Consider the following 13,763-nt stretch of genomic DNA (forward strand, 5'->3'; position numbering starts at 1 on the left):
CCTCCGGCTTACCGGTAAACAGGGCGGATCAGAACACTGCATCTTCAGTCCACTTGAGTATATAATCAGCATTTCCCGATGCAGAACCAGAGAATTAATTTTGCTTAGTTATCGCCACAGTTTTCATGCCGGCAATCATGCCGATGTCCTCAAACATATCGTTCAGAGCCTGATTCTGGATGCGTTAAAACAGAAAGAAAAACCCTTCGTCTATCATGACACCCATTCCGGTGCCGGACGCTATGACCTGAATCACGAGTGGTCAGAGAAAACAGGAGAATACAAGCTGGGCATCGGTCGTATCTGGCAACAGCCGGATTTACCAACTGAGCTGAATCCTTATCAGGAAAGTGTTGCCCGGCTGAATCAGCCAAACATTCTCCGCTATTACCCCGGTTCTCCCCTTGTCGGACGGGCATTGATTCGTCCACAGGACCGGATGGTTCTGACCGAACTTCATCCCAGTGATTATCCATTGCTGGCGCAGGAATTCCAGCGGGATCGCCAGGTCAGGATTTTTAAAGAAGATGGATTTACCCGCCTGAAAGCCAGCCTTCCCCCCAAAGAACGCCGTGGATTGGTTCTGATTGATCCGCCATACGAGCTTGCAACTGAGTACAGAGATACCGTAAAAGCGATAATTGAAGCACACAAGCGCTGGGCAACCGGGATTTATGCGATTTGGTATCCGGTCGTATACCGGGAAAATATCGATGACATGCTGACGGGCCTGAAAAATTCAGGTATCCGGAAAATTTTGCAGATTGAACTGGGCGTTTCTCCTGATACAACGGAAAGAGGCATGACCGCATCCGGTATGATCGTCATCAATCCGCCCTGGAAACTGGAAAGTCAGATGGAAAAGCTGCTACCGTTTCTGAAAGAAAAAATTGCACCGGCAACAGGCCATTTCACGCTGAAATGGGTTGTTCCGGAGTAAAACGGACCAATATATAACCCAAGGTGCCTTAAGTTGTACGATTTACGGAACTTCAGACACAGACGAATAAACTAATATATCCAATTAACCGAAACAGAATCATTGGGCCTCAAAGCCACGGAATCAAACGGAGAAAGTCATGGCAACACATTTTGATTACATATGTATTGGCGGCGGAAGTGGCGGTATCGCTTCTGCAAACAGAGCTGCAAGATACGGTGCAAAAGTTGCGCTCATCGAAGCAAAAGACCTGGGTGGCACCTGCGTCAATGTCGGATGTGTGCCGAAAAAAGTGATGTGGCACGGTGCTCAGGTTGCTGAAGCCATCAAGCTCTACGCAAAAGATTATGGCTTTGACGCAACCCTGAACAACTTTAACTGGTCCACTCTGGTAGAAAGTCGTCAGGCTTATATTGGCCGGATTCATCAGTCTTATGACCGGGTGTTAGGAAACAATAAGGTGGAAGTCATTCGTGGTTTTGCCAAATTCATCGATGTCAAAACAGTCGAAGTCAACGGTGAACATTACACAGCCGATCATATCCTGATTGCGGTAGGTGGCCGGCCAAGCATCCCGAATGTTCCTGGTGCAGAATATGGTATTGATTCCAATGGTTTCTTTGAGTTGCAAGAACAACCGAAGCGGGTTGCTGTGATTGGGGCAGGTTATATTGCGGTAGAAATCGCCGGTGTATTACATGCACTGGGTAGCGAAACTCACCTGTTCTGCCGGAAACAATCTCCGATTCGCAGCTTCGATCCGATGGTGATTGAGACATTAGTGGAAGTGATGAATGAAGAAGGCCCGACACTGCACACAAACTCTGTGCCGAAAGAAATCGTCAAAGAAGCGGATGGTAGCCTGACACTTCATCTGGAAAACGGCAGCAGCCAGAATGTGGACACATTAATCTGGGCGATTGGCCGTCATCCGGCAACCGATGCGATTAACCTGGCAGCCACAGGCGTTGAAACCAATGATCGTGGTTACATCAAAGTCGATGAATTCCAGCAAACCAACGTTCCGGGCATCTACTGCGTCGGTGACATCATGGAAGGTGGTATAGAGCTGACACCGGTCGCTGTCAAAGCCGGTCGCCAGCTTTCCGAGCGCCTGTTCAACAACAAACCTGATGCGAAAATGGATTACAATCTGGTCCCGACCGTGGTCTTCAGCCATCCCCCTATCGGTACGATTGGCCTGACAGAGCCTGAAGCAATTGCGCAATATGGTGAAGACAACGTCAAAGTCTACACGTCTTCTTTCACTGCGATGTACACCGCAGTCACAGCCCACCGCCAACCATGCCGGATGAAACTGGTTTGCGCCGGAGCAGATGAAAAAGTCGTTGGCCTGCACGGGATTGGTTTTACCGTAGATGAAATGATTCAGGGATTTGCGGTTGCAATGAAGATGGGCGCAACTAAAGCAGATTTTGACTCAGTCGTTGCCATTCACCCTACCGGTTCGGAAGAATTTGTCACCATGTAGACCGGAGTCTGGAAAATCGGATCTGCCGCAAACAGAGTGAAAGATGCGGCAGATCAACAGATACAGAACAAGTAGCTCTCTACACCGGATTTAATGATGGCTCAGGGACGCATGGCTTATATGGTTCATAACCTGTCAGCCCTGACAGTGCTTCATGCAATTGCTGGTTTAATTCATCCAGAAATTGATATCGTTTCGTATAGAGTTTCCTTTTACTGCGGTTTAATGTGTCCGGCTCTTTGCGGGGAAGCGTTAATGGAACCGCAAAAAGGTGTTTATTCAAACGGATGGCGTGGTGTTCTTCCCAAAAAGTATCGTAGTCAAATTTGACTTTTCTTGCTTTCGAGGACTGATAACGTAATGCCTGATAGACATGTCCTTTACCCGATACAGCCTGAACTTGATCGATGTTCCACTCTCTGGCCAGCATCAATGTGGTTTCCAGAATAAAAGATTTGGGTCTCAAACCATGGAATGATCGGGTGAGTGTTTTGATACATGCCTTGCGGTCACTACAATCCCCGCGAGGGCCCTGGACAGCACCGATATGCATTGTCCATCTTCCGTCCTGTTCCTGAAACAGTGTAAAAGACAGGCTATAAATAGTGCCAAACCCACCATACAACCGGATTCCAAGAGAACCTTCTTTGATGTTTCCCCGGAAAAGATTCAGCGTATAAACATCCCCCTCCCTGTCTGAGAGTTTCAGCAGGTCAATACCTTGTGGCGATAATAGCAATGGTGTTTTTGTCGTAAAAATCTGACTGATTAAATTATAATGATGTATCCGGGCTGTAATTCGCTGTTTCGCAGACCATGTGACACAACCGTAGGGCATGAATGACATTTCAAACACGGATGAAATATACGGTATTGATTGGCTGAGATTAGGGTCAGAAAATAATAAATTTTCCAAAGCTTTAAAATGGTGCCTTTTTATCAGACTAAACAGAATGAACCTTACAATTTTTCTGATTTTTTTTATGCCTTTATCTTCATCGTATATTTGTGTAGATAATTCTATCATTCTTGAAATATAACAAACACCATTCATATAAACCTCATTGAATAATTATTATTAATAAATTGATGCACGAAAACATTGACTGAATTAATAAATAAAACACCGTTCAATTTTGTTGTATATTATTTCTTTTTAAAACTACTTTTATTTACATTTTTATGAATAATTTATTTCATATGTAAAAATTTTATTATCATCGGTGATCATTGAGTTCTATCGTAAACTCCGAAGCTTTAAATGAATATTTCTCTCAATTTCCATTTTATATTTTGAATTTTGATGTTTAAAAGTGGTTATTTCGCCGCTAAATACCTGTTCTTAAATATGCGCCACTTTTGGTAACGAGGCAGATATCGATAAGCAGACCTTACGCGGCAGAGCCCTAAGGATGGGTTTATGCGCGTCTGTGCTCGATATCTGCCTGGGTGACCGACAATTGGCAACCATGCGCTAACATCTCGCTTAAAAGTTTACTTTTCAATAGATTAAAGAAATTCAGAGGGAGTGGGGAGTGGTTCTGTGACTATCGTACGGGAGGCTGGCATGGCCATATCATCAATTATTATCTCAGTCCTGATTAGTGATAAGCCAGCCGCTAAAGCCTTTCTGAATAAGGCAATAGTTTCGCATGGTCTGCCACATCTTTATTAACTACATGGACTACCAAACCTTTTATTTTTCTAATGGCTCCAACCATTTAATCATTCTACAACATTATTTTTATAATAGATTATTCAGAGACTGAAAAATTATTGACTGGAGTGATTCATTTGAGAATTATCATTAATTTTTATATTTTATGTAAAATAATACTGAGGCAATAATATATAAAATATATGTCTTCCTGGTATTTTAACAGAACTATATAAATATTAGTTATGCACCATTAACTAATATTAATACACCCAAGTGACCTCAGGATACAGTATTCTGAGCGTCATCAACAAATCCGGTTCAAGAAACAGAAGACCCGCCGGGAGGCGGGTCTTCTGTTTCCTTTAGCGGCTCAGGCAACGCGACGGGGTCGCTCATACTTTTTACTACAAAATGTTTGATGCAGTACCCGAATACTGGATTCATACTCATCATCACTGACGACAAACTGAACACTCACATGCCGCATCGATGCATAGACTGCAAGCGGAGAAATCTGATCATCGGTCAAAGCCCGCACCCCCTGGCTCAATACCGTATTTGTATTAATCAAGGCGCCGGTCACAGAAATCAATGCCACCATCGATCCTGTCACAGACGAGTCAGGAAAGTGCTGTCGGGTCCGGAGCATCACTTCATCCAGAATCTCTGTGCTACCGCTCAGGTAATAAGTGATCGAATTTGCATTCATTTCTTTACTAATCAACGTGACATGAGCATCCGAAATAATTTCCATCACTTCACAACTCACATTATCAACTTCCCGAACCATGCTCTGATCGAAAATATGCAGCGCAAACACTTTACGCTTACCGGCGATGATTTCAATTTTATCATCCGCAGGCTGGAACTGATTACTGATCAGTGTGCCGTCATGTTCAGGTTCAAATGTGTTTTTAATTCTCAGAGGAATATTATGCTGACGAAGCCCGGAAGCTGCATTCGGGTGAATGGCTTCCATACCTAAAGCGGCCAGCTGATCCGCGACATCAAAGTTTGTCTGACCAATCGGGAAAACGAGTCCCGGTCCGATAATCTTCGGATCCGCACTACTGAGGTGATATTCTTTATGAATAATGGCCTGATCAGCACCGGTCAGACAGGCGATCCGGCTGAATGTCATCTCACTGTAGCCACGATCATAAGTTTTCATTAAGCCTTCATCACAATAGGCGTAACCAGTGATAACCGGCAGCACTTTCGTGACATCAATCGACTCAAAAGTTTGATGAATGACTTCATCCAAATTGCCTTTCAACTCATTGTTCCAGCCTGACAAGTCAATAAACTTTGCCCGGATGCCGAGAGTGTTTAACTTCAGAGCAGTGTTATAAGCACTGTGCGCTTCACCGATCGAAGATAAAAACTCTCGAATCTGCGGCAGATATTTTTGCAAAGTAAACTGACCGTACTGACAGGTCTCCAGAATATTCTCAATACAGTTCTTCGCTTCTTTCAGACGGGTCTTTATAAACTGGTCCGCCTGAATCCGGTGAAAAGGGTCGGCAAACATGTTTTCATTGATCAGAAGCATACGTTGCTCCAGCTCAGAGATTGCGTCCCGCCACGCGGCATCACGTCTGGCAACATACCGGTAAATACCCGGCTTCCCTGAGCGCTTACATTCAAGTAACGCGTCTGTCATTCCGGCGTATGCAGAAACAACAAAAACTCTGTGATACGGGTCATCCGGACGTAATAAAATATTATCAAAAACAGCGTCAAACGCTGACATCGATGTACCGCCGATTTTCTCTACGGTATAAGTCATATAGTTATCCTTGTAATTTACTTTCTCGTGCTTGATTGTTTTATTGAATGAATCAGAAAAGAAATTTATTCAACTAATGGATAAACGCCATGTTCATCATGGACTTCAGCGCCCGTAATCGGCGGGTTGAATACACACGCCATCACCATATCCGAGCCCTCAGCCGCACGCAGATAATGTTCATCATGTTGATCAAGCAGATACATGGTGCCCGGTTTAATCGGATAGGTTTTCCCGTTCACCACTTCAATTTCACCTTCACCAGACATGCAATACACAGATTCCAGATGATTCTGATAATGAATATGTGTCTCTGTGCCCTGGTAAATCGTTGTAATATGAAATGAAAAACCGACATTATCGTCTTTGAGAATCATCCGGACACTTTCCCAGTTTTCTGCAACGACACGACGTTCACTGTTCTGACATTCTGCTAATGTTCTGACAATCATATGATCCTTCCTTATGATGCTTTTTTGGTTATTTTTGAAGACACTTCTGCGACCACACCGGTAAAGATGTCCAATCCCTGAGCCAGCTCAGCTTCAGTAATAGTCAGCGGACAGAAAAATTTCACCACTTCATCATCAGGCCCGGCCGTTTCGATAATCATGCCATCATGAAAACAGCCTTCTGAAATAGCCGCAGCTATCTCACCATTTTTACAGGCAATCCCCTTCATCAATCCCCGGCCTTTCACTTGACTAAACAAATTAGGATACAGATCAAGCGCCTTATTCAATGAACGGTTGACCTGCTCTGAACGCTGACGGATATGACGTTCAAATGTGTGGTCAGCCCAATAGGTTTCCAGTGCTTTGGCCGCGGTGACAAAGGCATGGTTATTTCCCCGGAAAGTACCGTTATGCTCTCCGGGCAACCACTGATCGAGTTCAGGCTTCAATAACACGATCGCCATCGGCAATCCGTAACCTCCAATTGATTTCGATAGCGTCACCATATCAGGCACGATTCCGGCAGGTTCGAAACTGAAGAAAGTACCGGTCCGGCCACAGCCAGCCTGAATATCATCGACAATCATCAGGACGCCATGAGCAGTACAAATCCGGCGCAACCTTTGTAGCCACAGATTAGATGCAGCATTTAACCCACCTTCGCCCTGCACGACTTCTAACAATACTGCTGCAGGTTTATCCAGACCGCTTGAATTGTCATTTAACATCGTTTCAAGGAGTGTCAAACCATCGACATCGGCATAATCGTCATAAGGAATCCGGGTTATTCCGGATAACGCCATTCCAGCTCCACCCCGGTGATGCTGATTACCTGTTGCAGCCAAAGCGCCTGAACTACATCCATGAAATCCATTGGTAAAGGCGATGATATTGGTTCGGCCAGTGACCTTTCTGGCCAGCTTCATAGCAGCTTCGACAGCGTTGGTTCCCGTTGGACCGGTAAACTGAACTTTATAATCCAGTGAACGGGGCTCAAGAATATATTGCGTTAGTGCAGTTAAAAAATCTGCTTTTGCCTGCGAATACAAATCTAAGCCATGTGTCAAACCATCCCGCTCTATATAATCCAGTAAGGCCTGTTTCAATGCATCGTTATTATGGCCGTAATTCAGGGCACCAGCCCCGGAAAGAAAATCGAGATACTTATGACCATCCTCAGTCTCCAGCCAGCAACCTTTTGCCTGGGTAAAAACAACCGGAAAATGATTGGAATACGAGCGAACCTTTGATTCTTTTTGATGGAAAATATCCATGTTTTAATCCTTTCTGTCTTTATTATTTTTCAGATGAACAATTCAGGGGAATGCGATACAAAAACTCAGTATCGTGCTTGCCTTTGAAATGCCGGTTTTCATCCAGAAAAGTGGAAACACTTCCCTGCAAGCCATGCGCTTTATCCAGCTTTTTAAACAAGGCCCAAGAACTTTGGTTGTCTTCAGTGATCGTTGTTTCCACCACAGCAACCTTGCAGAGCGAAGGACGCTTCAGCAAATTCTGCAACATCCGGAATGCCAGTCCCTGACCACGAAAGCGTGGCGCGACAGCGACCTGCCAGATGAATAGCTCATCAGGAGACTCTGGCTTCCGGTAAGCAGAAATAAAACCGGCAACCGCTTGATCACGTTCTGCAAGAACGCAGGTACTGTTGAAATGAGAAGACTGAAGAAAATTACAATAGGAAGAGTTGACATCCAAAGGCGGACAGGCCGCTATCAACTGGTGAATCCCATCACCATCATCCAGGCAAGGCGTACGAAAACGCCACGACGCATCTTCTTCATCCCGAATGTCTGCTTGTGAGATCCAAGGTGTTGCAGTCACGATTGATTGACGCATAATGTTTAGAACTCTAATTAATTAACACCCTAACAAGGATACACAATGAGCAATTTAGATCAAGTAAAGTCTAAAAAAATCACAAAAAATTAAGTAAAATGGCATTTAAGAGACAATATGATGACATTATCATTAGATGTGTAATATTTAGAATAGTAAACAATTAACGTTAGTCTTAATCTTAAAAATGATCAAATTTTCTTCTGGAGAAATGTGCAATAAACTCAAAAGACAAAAAAGCCCTTCGATCATGAAGGGCTGCGTAAAGCACAAAAACTGAGGAGAATGGGACAGACTTATACGATAGTCAGACGTACATCAATATTTCCGCGGGTTGCATTCGAATATGGACAAACTTCATGTGCTTTATTCACTAACTCTTCAGCCAGAGATTTTTCCATACCAGGAATACTGATGCGCAGTTCAACTTCAATGCCAAATCCCTGAGGAATTGGACCAATTCCCACCAGTCCCTCAATCTTAGCTGAATCAGGTATAGCCACTTTTTGTTGTGAAGCAACCAGCTTTAATGCACCGGTAAAACAGGCCGCATAACCTGCAGCAAACAGCTGTTCAGGGTTAGTACCTTCATTCCCCGCTCCACCCAATGCTTTTGGGGTGGTTAACTTCAAATCAATCATTTGATCATCGGCAGTTGCCCGGCCATCACGACCACCAGAAACAGATGCCTGAGCAGTATAAAGAACTTTTTCTAAAGACATTATTGACTCCATATATTTAATTTTAGTCGCTAGCAATTAAATAGCGAACTACTTAGTTGTTAAATCAAGACAGCCTGATACCAGGATAAATCATAGTCTGTCTAAAATATTATTCCGCAACATTTCGAGGTTTGCTTTCATCTCCAGTAAGGCATCTGCGTCACAAGCTGTTGAACACATCACTTGTTCGGGTATATGAACTGCTTGTGCCCGGAGCGACTTTGCTTTGTCGGTCAGATAAATAATAACATGGCGCTCATCCTGCTCAGAGCGCTGACGAATCACCAGCTCTGCAGATTCCATGCGCTTGAGCAAGGGAGTCAGTGTTGCTGAATCCAAAAACAACTGCTCACCAATAGAAGAAACAGATAAACCATCCTGTTGCCACAATGTCAGAAGAACCAGATATTGAGAATAAGTTAACCCCAGTGGTTTTAATACCTTACGATAAAGTTTATTCATTGCAAGTGACGCTGAATACAAAGCAAAACAGACTTGCTTGTCCAAATTCAACCACTGTGTTTTATCAGATGTATCCACCCTTCTCTTCCTTACTCTGTGTCTTGGTCATCTGACCCTGTCATCAAATAAAGCTTACTACTAAATAGTGCACTATACAATGGTTAAAAATATAATTTCTTTGAGATGAACAAGCCAGACCGGAAATATCAGGAATCAAAGTCATACAGGAGAGGAGAAATCACCCACCTGAAATTATGTCTGGTTAATAACAGCAACCAGACACATCAAAGCACGATCGAACTCAACAGGAAAGTATGGTTAAAGCGGGGAAATTCAACGATCAACACATAAGACATTGAGTAATGAAGTCCCTTTGAGTTGTGTCACTTTACCACTGGCAAACAGGCCTTTTTTATCTCTCCCCCAATAAGGCAGATAAACTGGCCATTTGTCTTTCTCCATCACTTTAGACATGCGCAATCGCTGCCATTGTTGCTCAGAGGCGAGTTTCATGCCAATTTTTTGACATGTCAGCTTCGCATCGTCATAACTCAGTCGGTTCCATGGCTTGTTATATTCCATGTAAAACTGGGTATCTTTCTTTGTTCCGACAAAAGGAACCGCATAATTCACTTTAGCAATGACAGTCCGCTTACGAACCTCGGGCTGACCCTGTATTGTTGAATGCGTTGCTGCAGGCCGCGATGCGGTTGCAGAAGCCGCCGGACCTGACTGTGGACGCTTAACCGGTGGCTTTTTTACCGGAGCAGCCTTAGGTTTGGGCTTTAGCTTCGCTTTAGACTTAGCCGGAGCCGCTGGTTGACTTCCTTTTTTCATCACTTCGCGGATAAAAGACTGTTTATACGAGGGAAGCTTCCGGATCTTCTTCAAATCCTGCCGGGCATCAATAATGCTTTCGTAGGGACCGATCAGGCAGCGATATCCTTTTGATTCAGGCTTCATCCACACATCTGAAGAGATGTTTTTATATAATACTTTTGCCTGTGTAAGGGGCATAGGGTGAGCATAGATGCCACACTGAATCCAGAACACCGAGTCATGTCGCTTCGGCTGCGATTTCCCCCATAATCCCTGACCAATCGGACAGGACTTATCCAACAGGGGCAATTTCTGTGTCGATTCCTGAGTTGCATCACACAGAAATTCATCCTGCGCCTGAGCCGTCTGGGTCCACGACAGCAAACCGCACAGAACAAAGCCCCCTAAAATACTTTTGGTGATTGTACTCATCACTTTCACAACAAAGTCCTTTGTAAATATATTGAGCAGACAAATGATTCAAGACATATTTTCAAATTTAATGCAAAAAAAGAGCCGCATTTATAATGATACGACTCAGTTTATGGAATTTTTTATCGAAAAATCAATTGTATTTGTTCACTTATATCAAATATTAGGCTTAAAAGTATACCGATGCCAATGCAAAAACTGAACTGTGTGCATTTAGGCACAAAAAGGCAGCAACAACACGTAATCAAAGATGACTTAATTGATAAAGGCTAAAGAATGAATGCGCCACCAAACTGCACGATTCAGAAGCTTCCGTTTTATCAGATATAAAAAAGCCCCAGCAAATGCTGAGGCTCTGAGTATGGTCGGTGAAGAGGGATTCGAACCCCCGACCCTCTGGTCCCAAACCAGATGCGCTACCAAACTGCGCTATTCACCGAATTTTATTGTTTGGAGGAATCCATTTACTCTTCATAAAAATAAATGGGGTGGCTAACGAGACTCGAACTCGCGACAACCGGAATCACAATCCGGGGCTCTACCAACTGAGCTATAGCCACCATAAAAAAGAAAAATGGTCGGTGAAGAGGGATTCGAACCCCCGACCCTCTGGTCCCAAACCAGATGCGCTACCAAACTGCGCTATTCACCGAACTAAATGCACTATTTATCATCTCGATAAATGGGGTGGCTAACGAGACTCGAACTCGCGACAACCGGAATCACAATCCGGGGCTCTACCAACTGAGCTATAGCCACCATTATTTTTCTTTTTGCCGATATTCCCTCCGAGGAATGGCGCGCCCGAAAGGATTCGAACCTTCGACCTTTGGCTCCGGAGGCCAACGCTCTATCCAGCTGAGCTACGGGCGCTTCTATGCCCTTATCGGCGGAGTGGAATGATACGGGTATCAATGTTTGCCGTCTAGTATTTTTTTCAAATTTTTTTGTTATTTGGTGCCTTTTTCATCAGAAAAAGGTTTATTCAGGCAAAAAGCCGGAATTTCTTACAAACCAATCATGTGTCCGGGTAAATCAACCGGTTCAGTCTTTCTTGAACATCGCACGAAGGTTTGCAATATGTGCTTGTCCTTTTTGCTTCGTTTCTTCCTGAGTAAGCGTTTTCTTACGTGCTTCCCAGGTCACATCATCGTACGGTAGTTCATCAAGAAAGCGACTGTGCGCTGGCTTAATTAACTCACCAAATTGTCGACGCTCCTTGCACACAATAAAAGTCAGCTCACGCTGTGCACGGGTAATGCCAACGTACATCAAACGTCGTTCTTCTTCGATATTGTCTTCATCGATGCTGGTTTGATGGGGTAAAAGTCCTTCTTCTGAACCCACAAGGTAAACGTATGGAAACTCAAGTCCCTTGGAAGCATGTAATGTCATTAACTGTACTGCATCGCTGTCGTCAGCATCTTCTCCTCTTTCCATCATGTCACGCAATGTTAGTCGCTGTACAACTTCCCTCAACGATTTGACTTCCTGAACCGGATTATCGCCTTCCAGATCAGCCACAATCCACGCATACAAATCTGAAATATTCTTCATCCTCATTTCTGCAGCTTTCGGACTGGAAGAGGTCTCATAGAGCCAGTCTTCGTAATGAGTATCCCGGACCAGAGCACGGACAACATCAACAGTATTTCCTCTTTCAGCCTGATCAGCCAAAGACACAATCCACTGTGTAAATCGTCTCAGGTTCTCCAGACCTTTGCCTGACAAAGTTTGTTCCAGACCAATTTCAAAACTGGACTCAAACAGACTTTTACCACGCATATTGGCATAAGTTCCCAGCTTCTCCAGTGTCACCGGACCTATCTCTCTTCGCGGTGTATTCACAATGCGCAGAAATGCATTATCATCATCCGGATTTACCAAAATCCGTAAGTACGCCATCATGTCTTTAATTTCTGCACGGGCAAAAAAGGAAGTACCACCAGACAATTTATATGGAATCCTGTTCTGCATCAGACATTTTTCAATCAGGCGGGACTGATGATTCCCACGGTATAAAATGGCGTAATCCCGGTATGCGGTATGATTGATAAATTTGTGAGCAATAATCTCTCCGACAACCCGCTCTGCTTCATGGTCTTCATTATTTGCCAGAATAACTTTCAGCATTTCACCATCAGGCAGGGCTGAAAACAGTGATTTTTCATAAACATGTGGGTTATTGGCAATTAAAATATTCGCTGCCCGTAAAATCCGGTTCGTTGAACGATAATTCTGTTCCAGCTTAATCAATCTAAGCTGAGGATAATCCTGACCCAGTAAAACCAGATTTTGTGGTTTTGCGCCCCGCCAGGAATAAATCGACTGGTCGTCATCACCCACAACCGTAAAACGACCTCTTTCTCCGACAATCAGTTTCACCAGTTCGTACTGGCTGGTATTGGTATCCTGATACTCATCCACCAGCAGATAACGAATGCGGGACTGCCAGCGCTGCCGAACCTCTTCATCTTTACGGAATAACAACACCGGCATTAAGATTAAGTCATCAAAATCCAGCGCGTTGTAGGCCTTCATCTGTGCCTGATACATTTCGTAGCAAAAAGCGAACAGCTGCTGTTGTTCTCCTTGTGCCATCGCTTTTACCTGGTCAGGAGATAACATATCATTCTTCCAGTTCGAGATGGCAGAAAGCAACTGGCGTAATAAATCCTTATCACCGTCGAGCTGTTTTTCCGTCAATTCTTTGAGTAAAGCCAGCTGGTCCTGATCATCAAACAGGGAAAAACCAGCTTTCAGGCCAAGAGATTTGTACTCCCGGCGGATGATATTCAGTCCCAGTGTATGAAATGTAGAAACCATCAAGCCACGAGCCTCTCCCTTACCTAACGTTTGTGCAACCCGCTCTTTCATTTCCCGGGCAGCTTTATTGGTAAATGTGACAGCTGCGATATATCTGGCTTTATAGCCGCAACTCTGCACGAGATAAGCTATTTTGTTAGTAATCACTCTGGTTTTTCCGGATCCGGCTCCTGCAAGGACAAGACATGGTCCGGATATGTACTTCACTGCTTCATCTTGACTGGAATTGAGTTTCATTTTGCCTGTTATCACCTCTTTACTTTGCGGTGGTAATAATAATGTGCAATGCCGTTGAATACTATGTTCAAA

Annotated in this window: 11 protein-coding genes and 5 tRNA genes; 2 read left to right on the forward strand and 14 right to left on the reverse strand. The window is 44.0% G+C overall.

Features of this window, described 5'->3' with window-relative positions; all coding sequences use genetic code 11:
- Nucleotides 1–100 precede the first annotated feature (100 nt).
- Nucleotides 101–940: a 23S rRNA (adenine(2030)-N(6))-methyltransferase RlmJ gene (locus OCV29_RS17170; RefSeq protein ID WP_073604335.1), complete on the forward strand. Its 840-nt coding sequence runs from the start codon at nt 101–103 to the stop codon at nt 938–940.
- A 139-nt stretch (nt 941–1,079) separates the two neighbouring features.
- Nucleotides 1,080–2,432, forward strand: coding sequence for a glutathione-disulfide reductase (gene gorA / locus OCV29_RS17175; RefSeq protein WP_073604336.1), 1,353 nt, complete (start codon nt 1,080–1,082; stop codon nt 2,430–2,432).
- 79 nt (nt 2,433–2,511) lie between these two features.
- Here gorA and OCV29_RS17180 read toward each other — a convergent pair whose 3' ends face one another.
- From OCV29_RS17180 to rep, 14 genes are all read right to left on the reverse strand, one after another.
- A complete protein-coding gene (locus tag OCV29_RS17180) occupies nt 2,512–3,486 on the reverse strand; it encodes a VirK/YbjX family protein (RefSeq protein ID WP_073604337.1) in 975 nt (324 codons plus the stop codon).
- A gap of 976 nt (nt 3,487–4,462) precedes the next feature.
- Complete coding sequence (locus OCV29_RS17185) at nt 4,463–5,881, reverse strand: aspartate kinase (protein ID WP_073604338.1); 1,419 nt, start codon at nt 5,879–5,881, stop codon at nt 4,463–4,465.
- Nucleotides 5,882–5,946: 65 nt separating this feature from the next.
- On the reverse strand, nt 5,947–6,333 hold the full coding sequence (locus OCV29_RS17190; RefSeq protein ID WP_073604339.1) for an ectoine synthase: 387 nt from the start codon (nt 6,331–6,333) through the stop codon (nt 5,947–5,949).
- An 11-nt stretch (nt 6,334–6,344) separates the two neighbouring features.
- Nucleotides 6,345–7,610 carry a diaminobutyrate--2-oxoglutarate transaminase gene (gene ectB, locus OCV29_RS17195; protein ID WP_073604340.1) on the reverse strand — a complete coding sequence of 422 codons (1,266 nt, stop codon included), beginning with the start codon at nt 7,608–7,610 and terminating at the stop codon, nt 6,345–6,347.
- A gap of 22 nt (nt 7,611–7,632) precedes the next feature.
- The gene (gene ectA, locus OCV29_RS17200; RefSeq protein ID WP_073604341.1) at nt 7,633–8,193 is read right to left on the reverse strand and encodes a diaminobutyrate acetyltransferase; all 561 of its coding nucleotides are present in this window, start codon (nt 8,191–8,193) and stop codon (nt 7,633–7,635) included.
- 296 nt (nt 8,194–8,489) lie between these two features.
- Entirely contained in the window at nt 8,490–8,915 is a 426-nt protein-coding gene (locus OCV29_RS17205) for an organic hydroperoxide resistance protein (RefSeq protein WP_073604342.1), read from the reverse strand.
- A gap of 90 nt (nt 8,916–9,005) precedes the next feature.
- Complete coding sequence (locus tag OCV29_RS17210; RefSeq protein WP_073604343.1) at nt 9,006–9,455, reverse strand: MarR family winged helix-turn-helix transcriptional regulator; 450 nt, start codon at nt 9,453–9,455, stop codon at nt 9,006–9,008.
- 255 nt (nt 9,456–9,710) lie between these two features.
- Entirely contained in the window at nt 9,711–10,628 is a 918-nt protein-coding gene (locus OCV29_RS17215; protein ID WP_073604369.1) for an SPOR domain-containing protein, read from the reverse strand.
- Between the two features lie 362 nt (nt 10,629–10,990).
- Nucleotides 10,991–11,067: transfer RNA gene (locus OCV29_RS17220), tRNA-Pro, on the reverse strand.
- A 45-nt stretch (nt 11,068–11,112) separates the two neighbouring features.
- Nucleotides 11,113–11,188, reverse strand: a tRNA-His gene (locus tag OCV29_RS17225).
- Between the two features lie 15 nt (nt 11,189–11,203).
- Nucleotides 11,204–11,280 (reverse strand) — tRNA-Pro (locus tag OCV29_RS17230).
- Nucleotides 11,281–11,311: 31 nt separating this feature from the next.
- Nucleotides 11,312–11,387: transfer RNA gene (locus tag OCV29_RS17235), tRNA-His, on the reverse strand.
- 37 nt (nt 11,388–11,424) lie between these two features.
- A tRNA-Arg gene (locus tag OCV29_RS17240) sits at nt 11,425–11,501 on the reverse strand.
- A 171-nt stretch (nt 11,502–11,672) separates the two neighbouring features.
- Complete coding sequence (gene rep, locus OCV29_RS17245; protein WP_073604344.1) at nt 11,673–13,691, reverse strand: DNA helicase Rep; 2,019 nt, start codon at nt 13,689–13,691, stop codon at nt 11,673–11,675.
- Nucleotides 13,692–13,763: the final 72 nt, after the last annotated feature.

Source organism: Vibrio aerogenes, from assembly GCF_024346755.1.
Lineage (GTDB): Bacteria > Pseudomonadota > Gammaproteobacteria > Enterobacterales > Vibrionaceae > Vibrio > Vibrio aerogenes.

What these genes read in the sequence shown, in the direction of transcription:
- gorA (WP_073604336.1), top strand. Translation starts at nt 1,080, where the DNA reads ATGGCAACACATTTTGATTACATATGTATTGGCGGCGGAAGTGGCGGT.
- OCV29_RS17180 (WP_073604337.1), bottom strand. Translation starts at nt 3,486, where the DNA reads ATGAATGGTGTTTGTTATATTTCAAGAATGATAGAATTATCTACACAA.
- OCV29_RS17185 (WP_073604338.1), bottom strand. Translation starts at nt 5,881, where the DNA reads ATGACTTATACCGTAGAGAAAATCGGCGGTACATCGATGTCAGCGTTT.
- OCV29_RS17190 (WP_073604339.1), bottom strand. Translation starts at nt 6,333, where the DNA reads ATGATTGTCAGAACATTAGCAGAATGTCAGAACAGTGAACGTCGTGTC.
- ectB (WP_073604340.1), bottom strand. Translation starts at nt 7,610, where the DNA reads ATGGATATTTTCCATCAAAAAGAATCAAAGGTTCGCTCGTATTCCAAT.
- ectA (WP_073604341.1), bottom strand. Translation starts at nt 8,193, where the DNA reads ATGCGTCAATCAATCGTGACTGCAACACCTTGGATCTCACAAGCAGAC.
- OCV29_RS17205 (WP_073604342.1), bottom strand. Translation starts at nt 8,915, where the DNA reads ATGTCTTTAGAAAAAGTTCTTTATACTGCTCAGGCATCTGTTTCTGGT.
- OCV29_RS17215 (WP_073604369.1), bottom strand. Translation starts at nt 10,628, where the DNA reads ATGAGTACAATCACCAAAAGTATTTTAGGGGGCTTTGTTCTGTGCGGT.
- rep (WP_073604344.1), bottom strand. Translation starts at nt 13,691, where the DNA reads ATGAAACTCAATTCCAGTCAAGATGAAGCAGTGAAGTACATATCCGGA.